We start from the raw sequence: 24,041 nt of genomic DNA on the forward strand, positions 1-24,041 counted from the left end.
CTCGTCACGCAACCCAACACACCGGACACGCGTTGCCTGCCGAAGGCCCCAGCCTTACGGCCCAACCCTGCCCCGCCCTGCCCGGAACGTCACATCTCGCGCATCGGCGGTGGCAACGCCCTTGCCGAGATGCCCCGCACCCGGTGCCGCCAAAGGCAGCACCGGGTACGACTCAGGCCTGGCTCGTCCAGCGCTGCGAGGCCTCCCCGGTGCACGTCTGCGTCACCAGGCCGCTGCTCATGCCCAAATCGAGGCAGCCGCCGCCGTAGTCGCTCCGGAGGCTGCCGCCCGACGTCGTACGCCACAGTCGGCCGATGTCCTGCGCGCAGTCGCCCACGAAAACGGCCTGCCCGGAGCCGTTGGAGTACAGGCACTGGCCGGTCTGCTGGTTGACGAGCTTGAAGCTGCCGTCCGACCGGCTCCGTACGGTCCACCGGGCGGTCGAGTCCGAGCAGCTGCCGGAGTCCGACGCGCCGTAGACCTGGGTGATGCACTTGCCGTTGTCGCCGTTGCGGTAGCGGTGAGTGCCGGAGGCCGGTGGCTTGGTGGTCGGGGACGTTCCGCCACCGGAGGTGCTGGAGCCGCCCGAGCCGCCCGAGCTGGTGGAGCCACCGGAACTGGTGGGCCCCCCGGAGGTACTGGAACCAGCGCCACCGCCCGTTCCGTCCTGTGACCCGGGGCCGGCGCCCCCGGAGACGGCGGCACCCCCGGCGACCGCCCCCGCGGACCCGCCCGTCGCTGTCTGCCCCTTACCGCCGTCCTTCTCGCCCACCGTGTCCTTCGCCGGCGACTTCACCGGTGACGCCGCGCCCGACGGGCTCCCGACCCCCGCCGACGGATTCGGACCGGTCGGCGCCGAGGCCGAGGGGGACGGCGTGGTCTGTCCCTGGGCCTGAGGCGTGGACGTGTACGGCAGGTGCTGGATGGCGAATGTCGTACCGCCCGCGACCACGACGACGGGGACGACGGCGAGGAGGACGCGGGTACGGCGGCGGCGCTCCGGGCGCTCCGGGCGCTCGGGGCGCTCGGGGCGCCCCGGGCCGGACCCGGCCCCGGGCTTCGGCTCCGCCTCGGTGGCCTTCTCCGGTCCCTGCTCCCCTTCCACGTCCGGCCCGTTGCCCGGGCCCTTGTCCGGTTCGGGCGCTCCGCCGGTGAGCGGGACCGTCGGTACGTCGATCTCCCGCACCTCCGCGGCGAAGGCGGCCCGCTCGGACAGACGCTCGGTGATGGCCGCCGGCCACAGAGGCGCGGTGAACGAGTCGTACCGCGAGGCGCGTTCGAGAAGTTCGGCGGCGGTGGGACGGCCTTCGGGGTCCTTGTCCAGGCAGGCCGCGACGACCTCGGCGAGGTCCGGTTCCCCTTCCCGCAGCGGCTCCAGATCGGGTTCTTCGTGGACGATGCGGTACAGCACGCCGTGCCCCGACTCGTCGCCGAAGGGCGGCTGGCCGCACGCCGCGTACGCGAGTACCGAGCCCAGCGCGAACACGTCGGTGGCGCCCGTCAACCGCCGTGAGGCCGCCGCCTGTTCGGGCGCCATGTAGGCGGGCGTACCCACGACCATGCCCGTCCTGGTCAGCTGGCTCTGTTCGGCGGCCCGCGCGATACCGAAGTCGATGAGGGTGAGACCGTCCAGGGTCAGCATGATGTTGGACGGCTTGAGGTCGCGGTGCACCATGTCCAGCGCGTGCACCGACGCCAGGCCCGCGGCCGCCTCCCGCAGCAGCAGCCACAGCGCCTGCGCGGGCAGGGGGCCGCCGTGCAGCTCGATGGCTTCCCTCAGGGTGAGCCCGGGGACGTACGCGGTGGCGAACCACGGAGGGCGTGCGGTGCGGTCACTGGCGAGCAGCGGGGCGGTGGCCGTCGCGGGTAGCCGGGCCAGATTGTCCAGCTCGTGGCCGAAACGGCGTACGAAGTCCTTGTCCTCGCCGACGACGGAGGACAGCAGTTGCTTGACGGCGACGTACCGGCCCTCTTGGACCCCGAGGTACACCCGCCCCATCCCGCCGGCCCCCAGCCGGCCCGCCAGCGGAATCGACCCGATCCGGCGCGGATCCTCCGCCTCCAGCGGCTCGGCCCCGCTCCCCCTCAGCTCCAACACGTCAGCCCCGTCAGAATCGGAATCAGTTCCTAGAAATCTACTCTAGAACGAGCGAGTGAACCGGATGGCTCGAAACGGCAACACGGCGAGGTGGAGGGCCACTTGCGCCGCTCGGGGGCGTCACACGTCAATGCCGATGACACCCCGGCTCGTTGAGAAGACTGCTGGGAGAGCTTGCCATGTCAGTCTCTTCCATCCGGGGCGCCTCGGTCTGTCAGGAGGCGTACCTCGTCACATCGGTCACCCTGCAGGTGACCTTTTCGGTGAGCTGCTTGAGGCCTTGGGCAGTGACTTCGGCCTTCTGCCCGGGGGCGAGGTTGTTGGCGGCGGCGATGCTTTCGTCCAGCCGCTTGCCGGAACTGTCCACGAACTCGACGCTGATGGCGTAGTTGCTGGTCTTGCTACTCCGATTAGTGATCGTCAGCTCGGCCGACGCCCACTTGGTGGCGGAGTCGACGGCGCACCGCGTGACCTTCACATCGCCGATCGGCCCCTGTGGCTCCTCCTGCTCCTTCGACGCAGGAGCCTCCGGCCTGCTGGCGGTGGCCGTGGGTGCCGTCGGCGGGGGAGTCTCGTCGGGCGTGCCGTCATCGTCCGAGCCGGAGGAGAGCGTTACTGCGAGGATGATCGCCACGAGCAGGGCAACCGCGACCAGGCCGGCGATCAGACAGCTCCGCCGCTTCTTGCGAGGAGGCGGCGGAGGGCCACCCCACGCCGGTCCAGCTGGCGGCGGTCCGCCAGGGGGCGGGGTTGGCGGCTGCGACCCCCAGCTCGGGGGCTGGCCTTCCGGTGGCTGATTCTGATGGGACACGAGAACCCCCAGAGATCCGTCCGGTGGACTGCCGAGTTCCCCCAGGCGTGCCTATCGGCCAGTAGCCAGCATCTCACCACTCCGGATGCGACGCCTGTCGGCGCTGGGCTGCGTTCCCCTGGGCACACGGAGCCGCGCGCCCTCACTGACTGGCCGGTGCCGTCGCGGGGGCGGATCGAGCAAGCACCGTTCGTCGGCGCGATCGCGGGGGCGGGAGTGGATCGGTTGATGTCAATCTCGCCGTGCGCGACGACCGCCTCGATGCCCACGAGCCCCTGGTCGTCGTCCCGTGCCCCGACGATGCCGGCCAACGCGGTCGGCGGCCGTTTCGGCAGTGGGATCGCACCTGATGTTCCGGTGGTCGACGCTGTGAGTTCCGGCTCGCCAGAGGCGTGGGCGGAAGCGGATGACTTTCGGGCCCGGCCGGCAGAAGGACAGCCTTGCCGACTGAGGTTTTCTCAGTGAAGATCACTTCCAGTGGCCGTTGAGGGCAAGGGCGGCGCGGGCAATGCCGATACGGCTGGGGCTGAGAGTGACGCGCTTGAGCGTGCGTCAGCGTTCTTTGAGTTCGGCAGCGGTGCGCTCAACGAGTGCGCGGAGGTCTCTGACCAGGCAGTGCACGCAGCCCCGCTCACGGAACCAGCGCAGCACGAGGACCGCCTGCCGGAACGTGTAGGTGACCAACGTGAAGCCTCTGGTTCAGCGGACGATCTTGTGGTGAGAACCGTCCTACCAGGGGCTTTACGTCTCTCGACGATCGGGGCCCACCTGCCCCACGCTGGCTCCAGGACGCAACCGTTTCCAGAAGACGCACGCTACCGGTTCCAGCACGTGGCACCTCCACCGAGGATGGCCTCGGCGCCGGCAACGGTTCCCGGAGGGTCGGCCCAATATCCTGCGCGAGGTACGGACTGGAGGTTCCGGTCGACGGCGGAGGGCCCAACACCAATGATCACTGAAGTCACCAGGGGGAGCCCGCAGCATGACCGGCACCACGGAGGCCCTTGGCGGGTCGGCTGCAGTCGACGATGCAGCACGAAGCGTCACGCGCCCGTTCTACGTATACGCCGTGCTCGCCAACTCGCTGTTCCAGCGTGGCGTGTTCGTCCTCTTCCTTCAGCAGCGAGGCTTCTCCGCCGGGCAAGTGGCCCTCCTTCAGACACTGCTCTACCTGGTCAGCGGAATTGCGGAGTTGCCGACGGGAGTCATCGCTGACCGAATCGGCAGGCGTGCCAGCATCGTGATCGGCCAGGTGCTGATAGCTGGATGCCTGCTCGGTCAAGTGACGTCCTCCAACTACTGGGTGTTCCTGACGCTGTTCATCGGCCAGGGCGTGGGCATGGCATGTGTATCCGGTTCGGACACCGCCCTGCTGTACGACCTGCTCGTGCGTCGTGGTGCAACGGCCGGCTACGTCAAGATCAAGTCCCGGTTCACCATGCTCGGGACGGTCACCTCGGGAGCCGCCATCGTCCTCGGCGGCCAACTGCAGCAGTTTTCCTGGGGAATCGTCTACGTCGGTTCGGCGTCGTGCCTCGTCCTGGCCGTGGTGGTGCTGATGTCACGGGTGCCCGAGATCCGCGGCGCGGACGCGGTGGACGAGCAGGACGGAGCCGAGAAGGAGCACGGCGACGCCACAGCATGGCGGGCGATGCTTCGGGTCGCCACGCCGGCGCTCGGAACGCTTGTCGTGGTGTCCGGATTGATGCATGCGACTTTGACGCCGTACATCATTTTTACGCAGAAGACCCTCTCCGATCAGGGAGCGGGCACCGCATTGGTCAGCGTGGTCATATCGGCGGGATTCTTCGTCGGCGGACTCACTCCCTTGCTGTCGGACCGCGCGGACCGGCGCATCGGGTATCGGGTCATCGTCCCGGTGTCTCTCCTGACGCTCGCCGGGGCGCTCGGCCTGAGCGGCCTCGGCCTTGTCTGGGTCACCATCGCCGCGTTCCTGGTCCTCGTCGGAATTCCCGAGATCACCGCCGTGATCGTGGACAACGTGTTCAACGAGGCAGTGCCGTCGCGCCACCGGGCGAGCCTGCTGTCGATGATCGCATGCGTGGAGTCGGCGCTCATCGGCATCGGCTATCTCGTCCTCGGCGCGCTCATGGACGGGATGGGCTCCAGTGTGGGCATGGCCACCTACGCCGCAGTCCCCCTGCTGGCATGTCTCCTGTGGCTCCCGGTGCTCTTCCGAGGGGCACGCGTGACCACCGAGATCAAGAAGCCCGCCGACCAAAAGGCATCCTGAAACAGACCATCTCGCGCAACGTCGCGCCCGATGGAGGGCGATGCGGCGTTCCGAGGCGAGGGTCTTGGTGTGCAGGATGGTCAGGCCCCGGCTGCGGGTGCGCTGGAGGGAACGGTGGATGGTGGCGGTGCCGCTGACCAGATCGAGATCTTCCCGAGGCCGGGGTTGAGGTGGAGGCGGATGGAGGCGGCGTAGCGGGGTGTGGGTGTTCTCCAGCAGGTGGTGAACGGCGACGTCGTCCAGCCAGGCGGCCGCCCCCGCCCCCGGCCTTGCCGCGCTCCCCGTCGACGCTCCCGCCCCCCGGGCCTGCCGGTGACGAAGCCCGGCCCGGTGACCCAGACACGGGCGGCCGCCCGCCCTCGCCGCTGACGCTCCCGCCCCGGCCCGCCGGGCGGCGAGCCCCGAGCTGGTAGGGCGCCGCCGCGGTCTCCCGCTCGCGATCCGGGCCGCATCAGCCGCCCCGGGCTGTCCGGCTCCGAGCTGCCGGGTACCCCCTGGGTAGGGTGGCGCGACAGCACATCGTGAACCGGAAACAAGGAGCAGACGTGAGCGAGCCGGCGTCCATCGCCCTGCAGCAGCAGATCGCTCGGGAACTCGAGGTCGCCGAGGCCTTCGAGCCCGCCTACGAGATCGAACGCCGGGTGGCCTTCCTCACCGAGCGGCTGACCTCCACCGGTCTGCGCTCCCTCGTTCTCGGCATCAGCGGTGGTGTCGACTCCACCACCACCGGCAGGCTGTGCCAGCTCGCCGTCGAGCGGGCCCGGGCCGCCGGGCACGAGGCGCGGTTCTACGCGATGCGGCTGCCCTACGGCGTCCAGGCCGACGAGCACGACGCCCAGCTCGCGCTCTCCTTCATCCGGGCCGACCACGTGCTCACCGTCGACATCAAGCCCGCGAGCGACGCCGCCCTCGAGGCCTCGCTGGCCGCCGGCGTGAGCTTCCGCGACGCCCGTCACCAGGACTTCGTGCACGGGAACATCAAGGCCCGGCAGCGCATGATCGCGCAGTACGCGGTGGCCGGCGCGCACGACGGCCTGGTCGTCGGTACGGATCACGCCGCCGAGGCCGTCTCCGGCTTCTTCACCAAGTTCGGCGACGGTGCCGCCGACCTGGTCCCGCTGACCGGTCTGACCAAGCGCCGGGTGCGCGCCGTCGCGGATGCGCTGGGCGCGCCCGCCGAGCTGGTGTGGAAGACCCCGACGGCCGACCTGGAGACCCTCGACCCGGGCAAGGCCGACGAGGACGCGCTCGGGGTCACCTATGACGACATCGACGATTTCCTGGAGGGCAAGCCGGTGGAGGAGCGGGTCTTCGAGACGATCGTCAACCGCTACCGCCTCACCGACCACAAGCGCCGGCTGCCCATCGCCCCCTGATGCCTTTCCCGGCTGCCCATCACCCCTGAGGCCCGGCGGGACGGCGGACGACGGCGACTCGCCTGTCCGGCGGACCGGCCTGGTACGAGCTCGCCGGCGTCGGTCCGCCGATGGCGTCCGGGGCCGCGTCCCGCACGCATCGCGGGCTGACCAGCCCCTGCGGGGGAGAGGACGGCTGCGGTAGGCGGCCAAGGGAATGCGCGGCGCGGACGCGCGGACGCCGACCGTTGTGCCTACGCGGGAATGATTCCCGTGGGCCCGGCCGGCAGCCCTGCCACGGCCAGCTCCCGTTCCGTCAAGGGCGGACCTTGCGGTGCGGGGGCCTTGGCGCCCGTCGCCGCGGCGAGGAGCATCCCGGGACTGAACAGGCGCGTGGGGGCCGCCTCCATCGTCATGACGTCCAGAACCGAGAGCATGACCCGGCGGTTGCCCGCGCCCACGGTGACGACGCGATCGAGATAGCGGGCCAGGGCCCGCTCCATGAGCGTGGGCGGCTTGTCGGCCGCGCCCGGGTAGAAGATGTCCTGGCCCGTCGCCAGATTCCAGGCGTCACCGACGGGCCCGGCGACCGCGCGCTGGACGCGCCGTGCCGTGCCGGCCCCTCGCACACCGAACTCGCGCAGTACGCGCCCCATGGCCAGGACGGACTTGGCCGCGACGGGCAGGCCGTGACCGTAGACCGGGTTGTACGAGGCGACGGCGTCGCCGAGGATCGCGAAGCCCTCGGGCCAGCGCTGTGCCTTCTCGAAGAAGCGTCGGCGGTTGGCCGTGCTGTGGCTCACGGCCACGTCGGTCAGCGGTTCGGCCTCCGCGACGAGGTCGCCGATGATCGGGTGGCGCAGGCCGCGGGCGAACGGTACGAACGCGTCGGCGATCGCGGTCGGCCGGCCACCGCGCGTCCCCGACAGCGTCACCAGCCATCGACCACCTTCGATCGGGACGAGGATGCCGCCCTGGCCGGGTCGCCCGGACCGGGGGTCCGCCTGGACATTGACGACAGGGAACTCGCGGGCCCCGGCGGGAGCCCGGTAGACCCGGGTGGCGTAGCCGACCCCGGAGTCCACCGAGCGCTCCTCGACAGGCGGCAGGCCCAGGGCCTCCAGCCAGGCCGGAGCACGGGACGCGCGGCCGGTCGCGTCTATGACGAGATCTGCGGGGATGGTCTCCTCGGCCTGCCGGACGCGGGCGCGGACACCGACGACCCGGCCTGCCGGTCCTTCGAGCGCGAGGACGGTGGCCCGCTGGCGGATGGTGACGGAGGGCAACCGCCGCACGTGCGCGCGGATCCGCGCGTCCAGGAGGTCGCGGCTGGATGCCAGGATGTAGTGCCGGGGCCGCTCGTGCCGGCCGAACCACGCGCCGGGGGGACTGAGGGACACCAGGTCCGTCATGACCGGGATCCGCTTGGCGCCCGCGCCCACGAGGTCGTCCGATATGCCGGGCAGGATGTGGGTCATGGCCTTGACGCCGCCCGACCAGATGACGTGCGCATGGCGGGCCTGTGGAAGGCCCTTGCGCGGCTCCGCGCCCTCGGGGAGCTCGTCGTGTTCGAGGACGGTGACGTCGGCGAAGGCGGACGCGGCGGCTGCGGCGAGCATGCCGGTCGTACTTCCTCCGAGGACGACCACCGCCGGCCGGGGATCGGCCGGCCGTGTTTCATCCATGGGTTGTCACACCCTCTCTCTTGCGGCCGCGCGCTGAAGGATCGTTTCCACGGTGGCGGGTCTGCGCAGGGCCCGCGAGATGGGTTCCAGGGCGCGGTAGTCCTCGCCGAGGGAGGCGGATGCTCCGTGGTCCTCGGGTTCGCCCCCGGAACAGAAGACCCTGATGGCTCCGGTGACCGCCACGGCCGATGCGAGAGCAGCCGCTCGTTCCTGGTCGTGGCCGATCTTGACGGCCTCGCCGTAAGCCCTGGCGCGCAGGTCACCATCGAGGAATCCGGCCAGTTTCAGCAGACCGTCGTTGATGTCGGACTCCCGCCGCATCAGGCGCACCCCCGTCGGTGCCCAGGGTCCCAGACGTACGGCTGCCGCCGACGGATCGATGGCGCGCATCAGCCGCCACAACGGCCCCAGATTCCGGTAGCTCCTGCGCTCCTGCATGTGTTCCTGTACGAAGGGGCCGGCCTGGGGAATGATGAATCCGACTGCCACGAAAGCGCCGTTGAGGGCTGCCATGGGCGGTGCCACATGGGTGCTGAGCCAGTCCAGGTCGCCGCCGGCCCATCGGGCGAAGTAGGCGGACAGTTTGGCGCCCTCGTACACGATGCCGATCACGTAGCCGATCTGCATGGAGATCAGCCCGGCGCGGAGATACGGCCACTTCCTGACGCGGGGGATCCATGTCCACAGCAGGAGGGCGGCCACCACGGTGGAGGTGGTGTGGGCGAGGAGGTACAGCAGGATGTGCTCGCGCATCCACGGGGTGGTGGCGTAGTAGGTGTCGAGATCCCGCAGGCGCTCGACGTCGGCGTGGGCAGGGAAGAACGTCACCCACAGGCCGACGATCACCGCGCCGTACGCGACCAGTACCGCCCGTACTTTGCGGGTCCTGCCGGGGGAGGGGTCCTCCCGCCAGGTGATGATCAGACCCAGGCAGGACGCGCAGAAGGCGGTCAGCAGGGTGTAGACGATCGGCGCGGCCACGTTGGGTTCGCCGATGAGGGCGTTGATGCGTGCGATGTTGCTCGGCGCCGCGGAGACGAAGACGCAGGTGGCAAGGACCAGAAGGCCGGCGACGGCACGGACGTCCGGCTCCCGTCGCCAGGCGCGGACGATGCTGGGCGCCTTGATGACGAGGGCGGCCGTCAGGGCCGCGGCGGGGATGGCGTAGGAGATGTAGTAGTCGGCGAGGGCCATGGGTTCAGTTCAGTCCGTGGTAGTCCAGGGACGTCCGGAGGCGGCCGACGACGGTGTTCTTGGTGACCGGCCCGCGGGCGTGGGGGCCGGTGATCCAACTACGGAACTGCCTGCCGACCAGGAGGCCGAAAGTCTCGGCGTCGGCCTCGTGCTCTTCGTCGAAATCGCTGCGAGCGGCCACCGCGAGCAGGGCGTCCCAGTCGGCTTCCTCCAAGGAGAGCATGCGGGCGGCCACGGCGGCTCCGCCGAGGCTGTGGGTGCAGTCGGCGGCGTGCTCGTGCCACAGCTCATGGCCCAGGATGACGAGCTGGTGCTCCGGCGTGGCGCGCTCCTCGATCACGATCAGCGTGTTGGTGCCGAAGTCGATGCGGAGCCCGGACGCCGTGTCAGCCGGGAATCTTCTGAACAGCATGCGAATCGGACGGTCTTGACGTCGACTCATCACGTCACAGAGAGCCTGCATCACTACACCCGGCTCGGCCGGTCGCTCGAGATTCTGCCCTGCCTCATGGGCCAGTTCGGCCAGGAGTGCCTTCATGGGCCTGGTGACGCTCACTTCGCCTCCCGCCCGTTCGACCCGAGCATCGGCCCGAGCGTCCGCCCGAACATCGCCTTCTGCACGGTGGTCGGTTGCCGACCTTTCTCTCGCAGCGGCTCGTTGAGACGCGAGTGCGTCTCGCGGAGAGGAGTCGCGGACTCGCTCACCGGTGGTTCTCCCTTGGTCGGGACATGGATCTGGTGATTCTGTGACGGCTTGACGGTACTTGCCCGCCCTGGGTTGGGCCAGGGCTCTTTCTGCGATCGTTGCTGGCCGGAAAACGATCGTCGACGCGGCGCGGTCGGCTCGCCGACGGCCGCCGCCGCGGATGGGCGCGTCAGTGAGCGCGTCGGTTCATCGAGTGGTGTGAAGAAATGGCATAGAGGACATTCGGGTGGGAAATGGCCCGTATGGAAACTGTCCCGGTCTCCGTGCCGTCGTCGTGACCAGTTGCACGACAACCAAGGAGGCAGTCATGACTGTTGGGAAGTTTTCCACCATGGCCTCGACGGCGGGATTCACGGTCGACCCCTACCGGTTCCCCGGTGCGGTCATCGACGATTTCACCGCACCCGCCTGTGCGTTTGAGCCCGACGACTTCCTTCTGGCCGCCCCGGATCCCGGACAGCGTGTGTCGCTGCCGCTGGAGCCGGCGGACCGCAGGCGATTGGACCTGCACGCCGCCCTGACCACAGCCGGTATCGCACCATTGCCCGGCGACCTCGAGGCCATCAAGGCCCTGTGCGCTCTGGACGACGCCACCCACACCGCGCTCCGGCGGTGGATCAGCCGCAATGTGTGAGGCTGCAGTCGTACGGACGTAGGAGCGCCCCGACTCCGCGGGCAGGTCCCTCCATCCTCTCCATACTGGGCACTTGAACCGTCCAGGACGGCATCCGTGGAACGCGTGGCGGGCAGGGACGGCCGTCGCTGTCCCGCACGCGTACCCCTCACCACTGCGATGCTGTCCGCCCCTGAAACACTGCCCCCATGCGCATCGGCTTATGGATCTTGGGGGCGGTCTACGCCGTGCTGCCCGGCGCGGCCGCCGTGTCCGTGTATCTGGACGGCCCGCCCGTCGACATGACGCTCATTCAGGTGGCCTCGATGGTCCTCTTCGGCCCGCTCGTGGTCGGCCTCCTCCTGCGTGCGGCGTACGATCCGGTGATCGGGGAGGGCTGGCGGTACATGCCCCCGGCGCTGCGCGTGCTCCTTCCCCTGGCGTACGTCGCCCTGATGGTGTTCCTCGCGTTCGTGGCGCTGGCGGTGCGCGTGGCCGTCCTCGGCAGCGAGTTCGACCTCGTCGACAGCCCGCGGCAGTGGTGGGCGGGGGCGTCCGCCCCGCTTCACCAGCTGTGGGTGCTCATGGTCGCCCTGGCCGCCCCCCTGCTGATCTGGACCCCCGTGGTCCATTACGAGGGCGCGCAGTTGGGGCTGCGGTTCCTGGTGTTCCTCGCGGCCCGCAAGGCGATCGAGTCGGGTGACACCGAGGCGCTCCAGCTGGTCACCGCGCCGCTGCGCAAGCCCCGGCGGCTGCCGAGCGTGACGGCGTTCAACGAGGCCGTGGTGGCGTCCCTCGACAGTCTCGTCCTGCTGAACCGCCTGGGCGAGAACGACGAACCGGAGTCCCTGGACGCATGCCTGGCGGCGGTCCGCCGCGGGCTGGCCGGGATGCAGGCGCTCCCGGGGCGCAGTTCCCGGAAGTTCCTGTGGACGCTCCGGGACACCCTCGGCGACGCGCTCTGGGAACGGCACCTGGAAACGCTCAGCTCGGCCGCGCTCGACGAGGCGATCCTGATCCGCCGCCAGGTCGTGGCCGCCCCGCGCTGGACGAAGGGCGTCGACGACCGCCCGTACCTGCTCCAGCTGAGCGAGGCGCTGGGCGCCCGGTTCGACCTGAGCGGTGACGAACGGGATCTGCGGGAGGCCGTCGACGTGGCCGAACGAGCCGTGCGATCCCGTCCTTTGGGGAAAGGCCCGAGCATAGAGGCCCTGCGGGTCCTGGGCATGCAGCACATCCGCGGAGTGCGCGAGGGGATCGACGGCCCGGCCGCGTGGGAGGCGGCCGTCACGGCTCTCCGGGAGGGCATCGCGCTCGAAGCGGAGGCCGGCGGGCGGAGCTGCCGCTACCAGCTGGCCGTATCGCTGCTCGAGGCGCCCCGGGAGGGACCGCGGGCCGCGGCGCTGGCCGAGGCGGAGGAACTGGCCCGGGGTCTGGCCGACGAGGCGGCCCCAGGGAGCAGGGCCGAGGGCGAGTACCGCAACCTCCTGGGCATAGTCCTGCTGGAACAGGTGAACGACGATCCTGATCCGGTCCCGGCGCTGTGGGATGAGTGCGCCCGCGCCTGCCGCGCGGCGGCGGAGAACGCGGCCCTGCCCGCCCGGATGCGCGTACACGCGGCCCGGCACTGGGGCCTGTTGGCGGCGGCAACCGCCGTCGAGATCGTCATGGGCCGGCTGACGCCGGAGGCGGCGGGCGACACCGTGGACCGGCTGTGGGCGTCCGGCGCGGACGGCCTTGCGCTCGCGGTGGAGCTCATGCCGCTGGTGGCGTGGCGCGGCGTCGCCCACCACGACCAGCGCACCTTCCTCACCGAACTGAACGAGCTCGCCGTCGACGCCGCGGCCGCCGCCATCGGAGCGGGCCGCCCCGAGCGAGCCGTCGAACTCCTCGAGCGGGGACGGACCGTGATGTGGTCGCAGCTGCTCGACCTGCGCACCACCGAACTCTCCCGGCTGCGCGCCGAGGACCCGGAGACGTTCGCCCGGCTCGACACGATCCGGGCGGAGCTGGACGGCTCGCTCCCGGAGGGCGAGGAGGAGAGCCCCGCGGCGGCCGAGCGGCGGACCGCCCTGGCCCGCGAGTGGGAGTCGCGGATCCGGCAGTCGGGCCTGCTGCGCAGCCCCGACTACGCCTCGCTGCGCGTGGCCGGCGCCGACGGGCCCGTCGTGATCGTGAACATCAGCGTTCTGGGCTGCCACGCCCTGGTCGTACGCGCCGAGGGCTCCCCGGCCGTCGTGCCGCTGGAGGGCCTGACCCACACGGACGTCGGGGAGGCCCTGGAGCGCGCGGCCCGGGCCGACGAGCGGCTCGTCCAGGCCCACGCGACGCTGAGGGCGGCCCGGGCGAACGGGGCCGCCGGCGCCAGGGACGCCCGAGGGGCCGGGGCCACCGCCGTCGAGGCCACCGATGCCGACGTCGAGGCGGCCGAGGCGCTCGTCATCCGGGCCGAGATGCGCCGGACGCAGGCCTCCGCGCGGATGCTCGACTGGCTGTGGAGCCGCCTCGCCCGTCCGGTGCTCGACGCCCTCCCCGAGCTCGACGGGGGCACCGGCGAGCTGCCGCGGCTGTGGTGGTGCCCCACCGGTCTGGCGACCTATCTGCCGCTGCACGCGGCCGGCGCCCGGCGCGGCGGCGAACGGGAGTCGGTACCGGGGCGCGTCGTGCCCTCGTACGCGCCGACGCTCACCTCCCTGCTGCACGCCCGCAGGCCCGTGACCCGCGCCGGCGCCCCGGGGCGTCTGCTCCTGGTGACCGTCCCCGAGCCGGATCTGCCGGAGGTCGGAGCGGAGGCCGAGGTGGTCGCCCGGCACATACCGGCGCTGCGACGACTGCACGACGAGCAGGCGACCGTGGACGCCGTCACCCGTCTGCTGCCGGACCACACGCGGTTGCACACGGTCTGCCACGGCGTCGCCCGCGAGGGCCTGCGGCTGGGCGGCGGCGAGGTCCTCACCCCGCTCCAGCTGTCCCGTGTCCCTGCCGTGGACGCGGAGTTCGCGTTCCTGTCGGCCTGCGACACCGCCGTACCGGATCCGGACGTGTTGGACGAGGCGACCCACCCGGCCGCGGTGCTGCACTTCGCCGGCTTCCGGCACGTACTGGCCAGCCTCTATCCCGTACAGGACGCGAGCGCCCCGGCGGTGACCGACGCGGTGTACGGGCGTCTCGCGCGGGGGGACGGCGACCTGGACGCGGGCCGGGCGCCATGGGCCCTGCACGCCGCCCTCGCCGAACTGCGTGCCGCCCACCCGCATCAGCCCAAGATCTGGATGCCGTACATCCATGTCGGGGCCTGACCCCGTTCGTCGCAGGAAGAGGAGAAGATGACCGACCGCGCCCTGGAGAAACGCGCCCGTACCTGGCTGTGCGACCACTACAGCGAGGTCCGCGCGGACTTCGAGGAGGACGGCGCCCTCGACGAGTTCGAGGACGTCCTCGACGAGGTACGGGAAGGCGGCAGTGCGCTGGAGGCGCTGCGGCAGCTGGGTCATGATCCGTCCCTGGTGCTCGGCGAACGGCGCAAGGACGGCGTGGGCGCGGCCGGGCTGTGGAGCGAGGAGCCCGAGGTGAACAGCGTGTTCCGGTGCCCGCGCGCCACCGGCCGCTGCACGGCCCGCCGCTCGCGCGACGAGTCCGGCGCCTGGCCGATGTGCTACCTGGACCCGGACGACCCGGACGGAGTCCCCCTCAAGCCGGCGGCACAACCGGCGGACGGGAGTCCGGTCTGATGGACGGATTCCTCTCGGAGGTCGGCAAGAAGGTCACGGAACGCTGGCTGACCCGGATCGTGCTGCCCGGACTGCTGTTCGTGGTCGCCTGCGCCGTGGCCCTGGCCCCCGGCCGCTCTGGAGCCGTGGACGTGGCCGCGACCATCGACTGGCTGGAGCGGCTGCGCACTGGCCGGTACGCCTCGCCTTCCGGGAAGGCGGCCGGGCTGGTGATCCTGATCCTCGCGGCCGCGGCTTCGGCGCTGTGCGCGGACTGGCTGGCGTCGGGTGTCGGCCGGCTGTGGGCCGGACGGTCGCGCCTGCTGCGGCGGACGGTGGGGAGGCTGCGGGGCAGCGCGGGAGAGGTCCCGGACCGCGCCACGTGGATCGGGCGGCGACTCGGCGCGGTCGAGGAGCGGATACGGGTCCAGCACGGCGTCCACATGTCCCTGGTGTGGCCGCGTCTGTGGCAACTGGCCCCCGACAGCACCCGGCAGGAGGTCAACGCCGCGTGGGACCGCTACGCGGCCGCGGCCCTCCGCACGGCTTGGGCGGTGCCGTACGGGGCGCTGGCGACGGCCGCCCTCTGGTGGCCGGCACTCGTGATCGGGACCGGCCTCGCCCTGACGGGTGTGCGCGAGGGGCGGGCGGCCATGACGGGCTTCGCCGTGGCCGTCGAGGCGGCCGTCGACACCGGCCTCAAGGGGCTGGCCGAGGTGCTCGGGGTGCCGCTGCGGCACGGTCGGGTACTCCCGGCGGACGGCGCGCTGATCAACGAGCTGCTCAACAAGGGGCGTTAGCGCACACTCCGAACCCCCTGTCCGCGACGCGCGCTCCCTGGACCGTCGACGTGACCGGACCGGCGGGGCCGCGGCGCCCGGTCGGTGGATGTCGCGGCCCCCGTAATGTCCGGTCAGGTGCGGGCGTCTTCGCCTTCTTCAGCCGCGTCCGCGGGAGGGACCGGCGGCCAGGGGACGTCGGCCAGAAGGGGAAGTATGGACGCTTCCTCGTAGTCGAGGTGTGCGTTCAGCTCCGACGACATCTCCTCGAGCTCGGTGCGGAAGCGCTGTGGCTCGGCGATGCTGATGCCGGCCAGCAGGGCCACGAGCCGGCTCTGGATGTGCGCGACCGTGCGGTGTTCGTCGCCGAGTCGGTCGAAGGTGTCGGTCAGGTGGGGGTGATGGCGGGCGATCCCGGGGAACATGTGCGCGTCCTCGCTGGTGTGGTGGAACTCCAGCGCCTGACAGAACGCCAGGCAGCGCTCCCGGATCTGCAGCCCGAGACCGGGGGCCGGCGGCTCACCGGGACCCTGGTGAGCCGCGCGGATGGCGAAGTGGGCCTCGACCTCCGCCCTGACCTGGCGCAACTGGCCGCGCAGCCAGGTATGGACCTCCATGAGTTTGTCGGCGAGTGTGCGGACTTCCCGGGGCCCCTCCCAGTCGTGGGGCTCGGCCCGCTCCAGCACCACGACGGGCAGCGGGCGGGACGTTCGGGCCTGGTAGTCGCCGTATCCGGGAACCTCCCGCACGGCATGCGCGAACAGTTCGTCGCGCCGGGCTCCCTCGGCGGGGACCGCGAGGGCCTGGAAGGTCTCGGAGCCGATCTCCACCCGCACCATCGGGTGGGCCAGCACGTTGTGGTACCAGGCGGGATGCCTCGCGCCGCCGAGGTTGGACCCGACGAGCAGGAGCGAATCGCCGTGACGGACGTAACCGAGTGGAGTGGTCCGCTCGGTCCCGGACTTCGCGCCGGTGGTCGTCAGCAGGAGCAGGTTCCCGCCTTCGAACGGGCCACCGACCTTTCCTCCGTTGGCGCGGAATTCCTCGATGACCGATTCATTGAAAGACATGGGCATGCGTGTGTGTCTCCGGAAGACGCGGGTGCGTCCGCGGTGCGTACGGATGCGTGCGGACGCGGTTGATGGACGAGCGCGGGGCGAAGCGGCCGCACGGTCTCTCACCGGACACGGGCTGCGGACGGATGTACACAGCGGTCGGAATGGTGCCGCCGGCGCCCCATTTTCGGGCGCGGTCCGCGCATGGCACACGACACACGTGACGGTGCCCGGATACGCGAAGGCGGAAAAGACGACGTGCGGCTGCGCTACGTCAGATACAGGGCGCGGAGTAGGAACTCATGACGGACCCCTTGGAGGAAGGGTGTTCGCCCGATCGCCGACCGGCCCACTGCTCTTTGGCCGGCGCCACGCGACACCGGCTCCATTACATGCATTCGACAGGCACCTGTCAACACGGATGATCACGCGTCTTCGGTGATCGCTGCTCCTTCACCGCATTGAACGCCAACCGGCCGCGTGAAGCGGCTACTTGTTCTTGCCGCGCCTGTGGCGAACGGCCCCGAAGACTGCCGCCGCCCCGGCCACGAGGGCGCCTCCGACGAGAGCCGCCGTCAGGGGACCGGTGCCGGCCGCGGCCGTAGGGGTCTGCGCCTCGTCGGTGTGCGCGGCCGTCGTCGGGGCGGGGCGCCGTTTCACGGTGGGGGAGGGCGGTGCGGGTGCGGTGGCCACGGTGATGTCCGCCTCGTCCCGTCCCAGTGCCGGGTGGCCCGCCTCCACGGTGACCTTCCAGGTGCCGGGGGGCAGCGCTTCGGCCGTGGTGTAGGAGTTCGGGTGGGCGGGGTCGCGGACGAGCATCCAAGGCCCGGCGGTACGGGAGCCGTCGGCGCTCACGGCGTTGACGGTGGCGGCGACCCGCTCGGTGACGGGGTCCTCGTCGTTCTCCCAGGTGACCACCGCGGTCACGTGGCCTGCCTGCTGGCCCTTGATGTCGACCGCCAGGGTGCCGCCGTGTGCCCACGCTCCTCCCGTGCCGAGGGCGGTCAGTGCGAAGACCGTCACGGCGGTGAGCAGGGCGGGTCGGAGCGCTGTGCGCATGGTCGTCGTCCTCCGGTGGGGCGAAGTGGGTGGGGCCGACGGGCGGTGGGGACCGCCCGTCGGCCGGGTTGGTGGCAGAAGCCGACAGGTCAGGAGGCCTTCTGAAGCGTCCAGACCTGCGCGGGGCCGCCTACCGGGTGCTGCAGCTCGATCAGCCAGGACCCGTAGTAGGGGCGGTTGCTGACGGCGAGCACATAGCCGCTCGAACCGGCACTGACGGTCACACCGTTGCCGCTCGCCGCGACCCTCCACTGCTGCGGGGCGGTGTTCCCGCAGGGCTGCTGGGAGACCCACATGCCGGCGCCGGCCGTACCGCCGACCTGCAGGCACTTCCCGGACACGACCGAACGGACGCGGCTGAAGCCGTTGCCCGCGTCGTCGAAGTACCACTGCTGCTGGGCGTACCCATTGCGCTGGGAGCCGACGAGGACGGTGCCGTCGGCGGTCCTGCCGCCCCAGACCTCAGCGGCCGTTCCGGTGGGGCCGTTGGTGAGGAGGTAGCGCGTACTCGGCGTGGTGGTACCGCCGCCGCTGCCGGACGTACGGAAGGCCGTGGCCCTGCCGGGACCGGTGTCCCGGCCGGACGTGTCCCGTACGGAGACGGCGAGCGTGTAGGCGGTGCCCGGCTTCAGGTTGTACACGCGGGCGGTGTTCGTCTGCACCCAGCCCAGCGGCTTTCCGTCCAGGAAGAGCTGGTACCAGGCGGCCGTGCCGACGGCCTTCCAGCTGGCCACGGCGGAGTCGGACGCGACCTGCCCGACGGTGACGTCGGGCGCCGTCGTGGGTCCGGTCGTGGGGCCGCCCGTCGGCGTCGGCTTCGGGTCGGGCTGCGTGGTGCCCTTCGTGCCCATCAGGAACTGGTTGTCGGCGATGTTCCAGTGGGTGGCCAGGTAGCTGCCGGGCTTGGGGTTCGTGTGGAAGTAGTCGTCGTGGTTGCAGTCCAGCCGGTTCTCGTACGCGCCGTCCTGGCAGATCGAGCGCATCTTGGGGTAGTACGGCGTGTCCGAGTAGCACATCACGTCCCACTCGTCGGTGCAGTGGGCCCCCAGGCTGGTGTTGGGCGCGCTGTTGTTGACCGCGCCCAGGTTGTGGCCGAGTTCGTGCGCGGCGGTGTGGCCGCCCCAGCAGCCGGTGTCGGTACGCCCGTAGGAGGGGCCGAAGTTGCTGAGATTGCTCTGGCCGGGGCGCTCGTCGCCCGCGAACGTGCCGATGCCGCAGTAGACCTGCGTGTCCGCGAAGATCATGTACTTCCGGTCACGACGGTCCAGGCCCTTGCCGGCGAGCGCCCGGTTCGTGGCACTGAACTCGCCCAGGGACGAGGCGGGGAGCTCGATGTCGAGCACGGTGGGCAGACAGTCGGAGCCGGTCACATAGCGGATGTGCCGCACACCGCCGGTGTCCTTGGCGCTCTCCGAGAAGATGAGGTCGGCGTCGGACGACCACTTGCGGAAGGACGCCAGGTACTCGGCGTACCTGTCCCTTCCGGGAGCGTGTACGTAGACGACCTGGACGCGGTTGCCGGTGCTGCCGTCGCCGTCGCACTGCACGGTCTGTCCGGCCGGGGCGCCGGCGCCCGCTGTCCGGGGGGCGCCGGAACCCGTGGCGGCGGGCGGCCCGCCGGCCTTCGGGGCGGCGGCGTCGAGCCGAGGCGTGGTGCGGGGCAGTTCGCGGTCGGACGGCTTCGTGGCACCCGGCGTGGTCGGGTCGGCCGCCGGCGCGGTCGACCTGACGGCCGGCGGCGTGTCCTTCTTGATGTCGACACCCTTGGGCGGGGCGTCCGGGCCGTGGGTGCAGTGCCCGTCGGTGGTGCGGTACACCCCTGCGCACGGATCCCCCGCGGGCGCCGGCGACAGGCCCTTGTAGACGATTCCCCGATTGGGCTCGCTCTTGGGCGTCTTGCTCAGCGGCTTGGGGTCCTTCTCCCGGGTGGGCTCGGCGGCCGGTTCGGGAGCGACGGTCGGCGTTCCGGCCGGCTGGGCCAGGGAGACCGGGCGGTCCGTGTCATTCGCCGGTCGGGTGACCTCGTAGGCCACCCCTCCCAGCACGGCCATGGCCGCGACCGCGGCCGTGCCGAATATGAGTCCGCGGGATGTGCGGCGCTGTGACGTGAGTCTTCGGCGTCCGGGCAAGTGGCACCTCTTCCTTGGTCAAGGGACGGTGCGCGGAAGCCTGCCAGAACGAATGGAGGGAAAATTCAGGCATAGAGGGTCTAATGAATAAGTACGTTCCGTTACCTGGTGGTTCAAACTGACGAGAAATCAATTAGCTGTGCCTGTACGGGAGTTGTCTTTCTCTCGCCGCATTGGTCTAGCCCTATTTAAGGTTTCCGTGATCTGATCGAGATATGGGAAGTTCTTATTTGACTCACTGTCAGTGGAATCCCTCACTCCAAGGAATTCGCGAGATCACGCATGGTGCGCCGACTGAAAGAGTTTCCTTGAGGTCGCATAAGTCGGCCTATGGCTCGGCCGCCCGGGCGGCCCTAGACGTCGGTGAACGACCGGAAGCCGAGCAGGTCGGCGAACGCCAGCAGACTGAGGGCCAGGCCACTGCCCACCAGGGGGAAGGGCCAGAATGAGGAGGACCGCCAGTCCGGCGACGAGCTGTGCGACAGTGCGGCGCCGCAGCTGGCAGACGCCCGGGTCGCGCGGATCGTAGGTGATCTCCTCCTCGTCACGGCCCAGGTTCACACCCGGTAGGCGCGCGCCACCCCGTCGGTGTCGGTGAACAAATAGACGTACTGCGCGTCGGTGTCGCCCCGGTCGAGGGAGCCGGAGTTCTTCCGGTGGCCGTCCACCGTGATCCCCCGGGTCGTCAGGGCCCAGCCCTCCCGCGTCGGCTTCCAGCCGAGCTCGATCAAAGAGACGCCCGCACCGGCCACCATCGGGACGAACACCCAGCAGAACGCGCCTCCCCAGGACCCGGTCACCAGCAGGGCCGTCATCACCAGGCAGAACACGGCGGCCAACGCCGTCCCGGGTTCGATGCCGGGGCGCCGTGGCCTCCCTTGCCGCTCCACGGTCACCTGTGGCGAGCCGGGAACTCGCAGTTCGGCTTCGTCCCGGAGTCCGCCGCGTACTGCGGCCGGGCGGGCGGGTTCGCTGTCCACTTCTTTCCCCGCGCCCTGGTCGACTCCCTCGCCGTCGGCTGGACCCTCGACGAGGTGCACGCCTTCGAGGAAGGCGACCTGCCCCGCCGCCTGTGGCGTGTCACCCAGCCCCTTCCCGGCGACCGCGGATAGCTGAGGCCGCGTCGTGGGCCCTGCCCACCCGACATGTGGGGCGGGAGCCCGGAAACTCGTCCTCGCGCCCCGGGAGCTCCTACTCCCGTCGGTGGGGCAGGCTCTCCCCGGCCGTTCGGCCGTCAGCCGTTCAGCGAGCTCATCAGCTCGGGGGCGTACCGGTCGCCCGAGGCCACGCCGTGCGGGGCCACGGCGTCGATGGCGGCCAGATCCGCGTCGGTGATCGTCACCGAGGTGGCGGCGATGTTCTCCTCCAGGTAGCGGCGGCGCTTGGTGCCCGGGATGGGCACCGCGCCCTGGTGGAGGGTCCAGGCCAGGGCGAGCTGCGAGGGCGTGACGCCCTTCTCGGTGGCGAGACGGCGCACCTGGTCGACGACGGCCAGGTTGCGGTGGAAGTTCTCGCCCTGGAAACGGGGGTCGGTGCGGCGGAAGTCGTCGGCGGCGAAGTCGTCCGGGCTGGTGATGGCGCCGGAGAGGAATCCCCGCCCGAGCGGGGAGTAGGCGACGAGCCCGATGCCGAGCTCGCGCAGGGTGTCGAGGACGCCGTCGTGCTCGATACCGCGTTCGAAGAGGCTGTACTCGGTCTGTACGGCGGCCAGCGGGTGGACCGCGTGCGCGCGGGCGATGGTGGAAGGCGCGACTTCGCACAGGCCGATGTGGCGGACCTTGCCTGCGGCGACCAGCTCGGCCATGGCACCGACGCTCTCCTCGACGGGCACGTTCGGGTCGATGCGGTGCAGGTAGTAGAGGTCGATGTGGTCGGTGCCCAGGTGGCGCAGGGAACGGTCGACCGAGTGGCGGATGTACTCAGGAGTCGCGTTGTGGCCGCGGAGCCGGCCATCGTCGGTGAACTCGACTCCGGTCTTCGTGGCCACCACGGCGGCGTCGCGGCGGCCGGTCAGCGCCTTGCCGAGAAGCTGTTCGTTGCGGAAGGGGCCGTAGCCCTCGGCCGTGTCGAGAAGCGTGACGCCCAGCTCCAGGGCGCGGTCGATGGTGGCGAGGGCCTCGGTCTCGTCGGTGGCTCCGTAGTGGGCGCTCATGCCCATGAGGCCGAGCCCTTCGGCGCCGACCTCCAGCCCCTGGCCGCCCAGCGTACGGATCTCCATCGTCGTCTCCATGGTGGTGCCCTTCGATAAGTAAGTAACTAACTGGATAGATAGAGAATGCGGCACAGTCGCCACCGATGTCAATAACCAGATAGTTACTTGCTAGGATTCGAACATGGCACGGGATTCCAGCGCGACCAAGGCTCGGCTGCTCGACGCGGCCTTCTCCGAGTTCGCGGCGTACGGCATCGCCGGTGCGCGGGTCGACCGCATCGCCGAGGCCGCGCAGGCGAACAAGCGGCTCATCTACGTCTACTACGGCAACAAGGAGCAGCTCTTCGACGCCGTGCTCCAGCGGGCCCTGGAGACGGGCTCGGAGTCCGTACCGTTCGACGCCGACGACCTGCCCGGCTACGCGGGCGCTGTCTTCGACCACCTCGTCGAGCGGCCGTCGCTGATGCGTCTGGTGCTGTGGAAGCAGCTGGAGCGTCCGGGGTCCACGGGCGTGGAGGCGGAGTCCTATCAGGCCAAGCTCATGGCAGTGCGGCAGGCGCAGGAAGCAGGCCGGATCGACGCCGGGCTGGACGCGGCCGATGTGCTGACGCTGGTGATGGGCCTGTCGCAGGCGTGGTTCGGTGCGGTGGGCGGCCCGGCGGCGGGTGAGACGGGCGCCGACTGGCCACCGACACGGCTGGCCCGGCACCGGGCCGCGGTGGTGGAGTCCGTACGCCGCGCCATCACACCGCCCGGGAATGGGGCTTGAGGGGCGAGGTCACCGCTCTGATCACCGAGCACGCCCAGTGCCGCGAGAAGGTCCGGGCGCGATCCGTCAGCGGGACCGGTGGGCGTTGAGCCGGGCGGCCTGGCGCATCAGGTGATCGCGCTCGGCGAGGTTGGGTGCCTTGTGGGCGGCCTCGGCGTACAGCCGGGCCGCCGTGGCCGGGTCGCCGTCGCGTTCGTGGAGGTACGCCGCCACCGCGGCGTGGCGGGGGATGGGGCGTCCCGTGGTCGAAGAGCTGGGGGAGGAGTCGTCCAGCGCCGCGAGCGCCGCCAGCCCGGCGCGCGGTCCGTCGGCTTCGCCGACGGCCACCGCGCGGTTGAGCCGGACGACCGGGCTGTCGGTCAGGCGGACGAGCTCGTCGTACCACTCGACGATCTGCACCCAGTCGGTCTCCTCGGCGGTGGGCGCGTCGGCGTGGAGTGCCGCGATGGCGGCCTGGGCCTGGAACTCGCCCAGCCGGTCGCGCGCGAGGGCCCCTTGCAGGATCTCGACGCCCTCGGCGATCGACCCGGTGTCCCACCGGCCGCGGTCCTGCTCACCGAGCGGCACCAGGCGGCCGTCGGGCGCGGTCCGGGTGGCGCGGCGGGCGTGGTGGAGCAGCATGAGGGCGAGCAACCCCGCCACCTCGGGGTGGTCGATCACTGTCGCGAGCTGCCGGGTCAGCCGGATGGCCTCGGCGGCGAGGTCGACGTCGCCGGAGTAGCCCTCGTTGAAGACCAGGTAGAGGACGCGCAGCACGGTGGCGACGTCGCCGGGCCGGTCGAACCGGACACCGGAGACGGTGCGCTTGGCACGGCTGATGCGCTGCGCCATGGTCGCCTCGGGCACCAGGTAGGCCTCGGCGATCTGGCGGGTGGTGAGCCCGCCCACGGCGCGCAGCGTGAGCGCGACCGCGGACGACGGCGTCAGCGAAGGGTGGGCGCACAGGAAGTAGAGCTGGAGCGTGTCGTCCACCGCGGGCGCGGGCCCAGCCGCCGGCTCCTCGTCGACGAGGTCCTCACGCCGGCGGCGGGCCGTGTCGGCCCGGGCCTGGTCGAGGAACTTGCGCCAGGCCACGGTGACCAGCCAGCCCTTCGGGTCCCTCGGGGGACCGGTCGGCCAGACACGGACCGCCTCGACCAGCGCGTCCTGGACGGCGTCCTCGGCCGCCGCGAAGTCGGCTCCGCGGCGGACGAGGATCCCGATCACGCTCGGCGTGAGGCTGCGGAGCAGGGCCTCGTCCATCGATGTGGTCACTCCGTGATGGTGGGCGGCGCGGTCAGGAACGGGCGCAGCTCGAGCCACTCGTGGATGGGCTTCCCGCCCGCTCCAGGGGCAGCCGACAGCTCCCCGGCCAGTTCGACGGCGCGCTCGTAGCTGTCGACGTCGATCACCATCCAGCCGGCGATGAGGTCCTTGGTCTCGGCGAACGGGCCGTCGGTGACCGGCGGGCGCCCCTCGCCGTCGTACCGAACCCAAGTCCCCTCGGGGGCGAGCGCCTGTCCGTCGACGAACTCGCCGGTCCCTTCGAGCCGCTCCGCGAAGTCGCGCATGTACTGCACGTGCGCCGAGATCTCCTCCGGGGCCCACTGGTCCATGGGTACGTCGTTGACCGAGGCCGGAGCGCCGCGGTAGTGCTTCAGCAGCAGGTACTTGGCCATGGTGTTTCTCCTCA

At 71.0% G+C, this 24,041-nt stretch carries 20 protein-coding genes; 8 read left to right on the plus strand and 12 right to left on the minus strand.

Features of this window, described 5'->3' with window-relative positions; genetic code table 11:
* Positions 1–172: 172 nt before the first annotated feature.
* Positions 173–2,098 (minus strand): serine/threonine-protein kinase, encoded by a 1,926-nt coding sequence (locus tag ACZ7J0_RS25345; RefSeq protein ID WP_470890969.1) that lies wholly within the window; start codon positions 2,096–2,098, stop codon positions 173–175.
* A 214-nt stretch (positions 2,099–2,312) separates the two neighbouring features.
* Positions 2,313–2,732, minus strand: a complete 420-nt coding sequence (locus tag ACZ7J0_RS25350) for an FxLYD domain-containing protein (RefSeq protein WP_470890971.1) — start codon at positions 2,730–2,732, stop codon at positions 2,313–2,315.
* A 1,159-nt stretch (positions 2,733–3,891) separates the two neighbouring features.
* Here ACZ7J0_RS25350 and ACZ7J0_RS25355 point away from each other — a divergent pair.
* A complete protein-coding gene (locus ACZ7J0_RS25355) occupies positions 3,892–5,163 on the plus strand; it encodes an MFS transporter (RefSeq protein WP_470890973.1) in 1,272 nt (423 codons plus the stop codon).
* A gap of 545 nt (positions 5,164–5,708) precedes the next feature.
* A complete protein-coding gene (nadE, locus tag ACZ7J0_RS25360; RefSeq protein WP_470890975.1) occupies positions 5,709–6,539 on the plus strand; it encodes an ammonia-dependent NAD(+) synthetase in 831 nt (276 codons plus the stop codon).
* 233 nt (positions 6,540–6,772) lie between these two features.
* Here nadE and ACZ7J0_RS25365 read toward each other — a convergent pair whose 3' ends face one another.
* Genes ACZ7J0_RS25365 through ACZ7J0_RS25375 form a run of 3 tightly spaced genes read right to left on the minus strand, consistent with a single transcriptional unit; the run spans position 6,773 to position 9,809 of the window.
* Positions 6,773–8,203 carry an NAD(P)/FAD-dependent oxidoreductase gene (locus ACZ7J0_RS25365; protein WP_470890977.1) on the minus strand — a complete coding sequence of 477 codons (1,431 nt, stop codon included), beginning with the start codon at positions 8,201–8,203 and terminating at the stop codon, positions 6,773–6,775.
* 6 nt (positions 8,204–8,209) lie between these two features.
* Positions 8,210–9,397 carry an MAB_1171c family putative transporter gene (locus ACZ7J0_RS25370; RefSeq protein WP_470890979.1) on the minus strand — a complete coding sequence of 396 codons (1,188 nt, stop codon included), beginning with the start codon at positions 9,395–9,397 and terminating at the stop codon, positions 8,210–8,212.
* A gap of 4 nt (positions 9,398–9,401) precedes the next feature.
* Positions 9,402–9,809, minus strand: a complete 408-nt coding sequence (locus ACZ7J0_RS25375) for a toxin-antitoxin system, toxin component (RefSeq protein WP_470890981.1) — start codon at positions 9,807–9,809, stop codon at positions 9,402–9,404.
* 601 nt (positions 9,810–10,410) lie between these two features.
* Between ACZ7J0_RS25375 and ACZ7J0_RS25380 the strand changes: the two genes are divergently transcribed.
* From ACZ7J0_RS25380 to ACZ7J0_RS25395, 4 genes are all read left to right on the plus strand, one after another.
* A complete protein-coding gene (locus ACZ7J0_RS25380; protein WP_470890983.1) occupies positions 10,411–10,737 on the plus strand; it encodes a hypothetical protein in 327 nt (108 codons plus the stop codon).
* A 188-nt stretch (positions 10,738–10,925) separates the two neighbouring features.
* Complete coding sequence (locus tag ACZ7J0_RS25385) at positions 10,926–14,015, plus strand: CHAT domain-containing protein (protein WP_470890984.1); 3,090 nt, start codon at positions 10,926–10,928, stop codon at positions 14,013–14,015.
* Between the two features lie 27 nt (positions 14,016–14,042).
* Positions 14,043–14,447 carry a hypothetical protein gene (locus tag ACZ7J0_RS25390; RefSeq protein WP_470890986.1) on the plus strand — a complete coding sequence of 135 codons (405 nt, stop codon included), beginning with the start codon at positions 14,043–14,045 and terminating at the stop codon, positions 14,445–14,447.
* On the plus strand, positions 14,447–15,226 hold the full coding sequence (locus ACZ7J0_RS25395; protein ID WP_470890988.1) for a hypothetical protein: 780 nt from the start codon (positions 14,447–14,449) through the stop codon (positions 15,224–15,226). The genes ACZ7J0_RS25390 and ACZ7J0_RS25395 overlap by 1 nt, the downstream gene beginning before the upstream one ends.
* 113 nt (positions 15,227–15,339) lie before the next feature.
* Here ACZ7J0_RS25395 and ACZ7J0_RS25400 read toward each other — a convergent pair whose 3' ends face one another.
* The 4 genes from ACZ7J0_RS25400 to ACZ7J0_RS25415 form a co-directional block, all read right to left on the minus strand.
* Complete coding sequence (locus ACZ7J0_RS25400; RefSeq protein WP_470890990.1) at positions 15,340–16,281, minus strand: nitroreductase/quinone reductase family protein; 942 nt, start codon at positions 16,279–16,281, stop codon at positions 15,340–15,342.
* Positions 16,282–16,749: 468 nt separating this feature from the next.
* Positions 16,750–17,319: a hypothetical protein gene (locus ACZ7J0_RS25405; RefSeq protein WP_470890992.1), complete on the minus strand. Its 570-nt coding sequence runs from the start codon at positions 17,317–17,319 to the stop codon at positions 16,750–16,752.
* A gap of 89 nt (positions 17,320–17,408) precedes the next feature.
* Positions 17,409–19,370 carry an RICIN domain-containing protein gene (locus ACZ7J0_RS25410; protein ID WP_470890994.1) on the minus strand — a complete coding sequence of 654 codons (1,962 nt, stop codon included), beginning with the start codon at positions 19,368–19,370 and terminating at the stop codon, positions 17,409–17,411.
* A 635-nt stretch (positions 19,371–20,005) separates the two neighbouring features.
* Positions 20,006–20,287 (minus strand): hypothetical protein, encoded by a 282-nt coding sequence (locus ACZ7J0_RS25415; protein WP_470890996.1) that lies wholly within the window; start codon positions 20,285–20,287, stop codon positions 20,006–20,008.
* Between the two features lie 39 nt (positions 20,288–20,326).
* Here ACZ7J0_RS25415 and ACZ7J0_RS25420 point away from each other — a divergent pair, with 39 nt between their 5' ends.
* On the plus strand, positions 20,327–20,560 hold the full coding sequence (locus ACZ7J0_RS25420) for a hypothetical protein (RefSeq protein ID WP_470890998.1): 234 nt from the start codon (positions 20,327–20,329) through the stop codon (positions 20,558–20,560).
* 122 nt (positions 20,561–20,682) lie between these two features.
* Here ACZ7J0_RS25420 and ACZ7J0_RS25425 read toward each other — a convergent pair whose 3' ends face one another.
* The gene (locus ACZ7J0_RS25425) at positions 20,683–21,666 is read right to left on the minus strand and encodes an aldo/keto reductase (protein WP_470891134.1); all 984 of its coding nucleotides are present in this window, start codon (positions 21,664–21,666) and stop codon (positions 20,683–20,685) included.
* 115 nt (positions 21,667–21,781) lie between these two features.
* On the opposite strand from ACZ7J0_RS25425, the gene ACZ7J0_RS25430 reads away from it, so the two are divergent.
* Positions 21,782–22,369 carry a TetR/AcrR family transcriptional regulator gene (locus tag ACZ7J0_RS25430; RefSeq protein ID WP_470891000.1) on the plus strand — a complete coding sequence of 196 codons (588 nt, stop codon included), beginning with the start codon at positions 21,782–21,784 and terminating at the stop codon, positions 22,367–22,369.
* 66 nt (positions 22,370–22,435) lie between these two features.
* Here the strand turns inward: ACZ7J0_RS25430 and ACZ7J0_RS25435 are convergent, their stop codons facing one another.
* The gene (locus ACZ7J0_RS25435) at positions 22,436–23,611 is read right to left on the minus strand and encodes an RNA polymerase sigma factor (RefSeq protein ID WP_470891136.1); all 1,176 of its coding nucleotides are present in this window, start codon (positions 23,609–23,611) and stop codon (positions 22,436–22,438) included.
* Positions 23,612–23,619: 8 nt separating this feature from the next.
* Entirely contained in the window at positions 23,620–24,027 is a 408-nt protein-coding gene (locus tag ACZ7J0_RS25440) for a YciI family protein (RefSeq protein ID WP_470891002.1), read from the minus strand.
* Positions 24,028–24,041: the final 14 nt, after the last annotated feature.

The organism is Streptomyces sp. NPDC038280 (genome assembly GCF_055600045.1).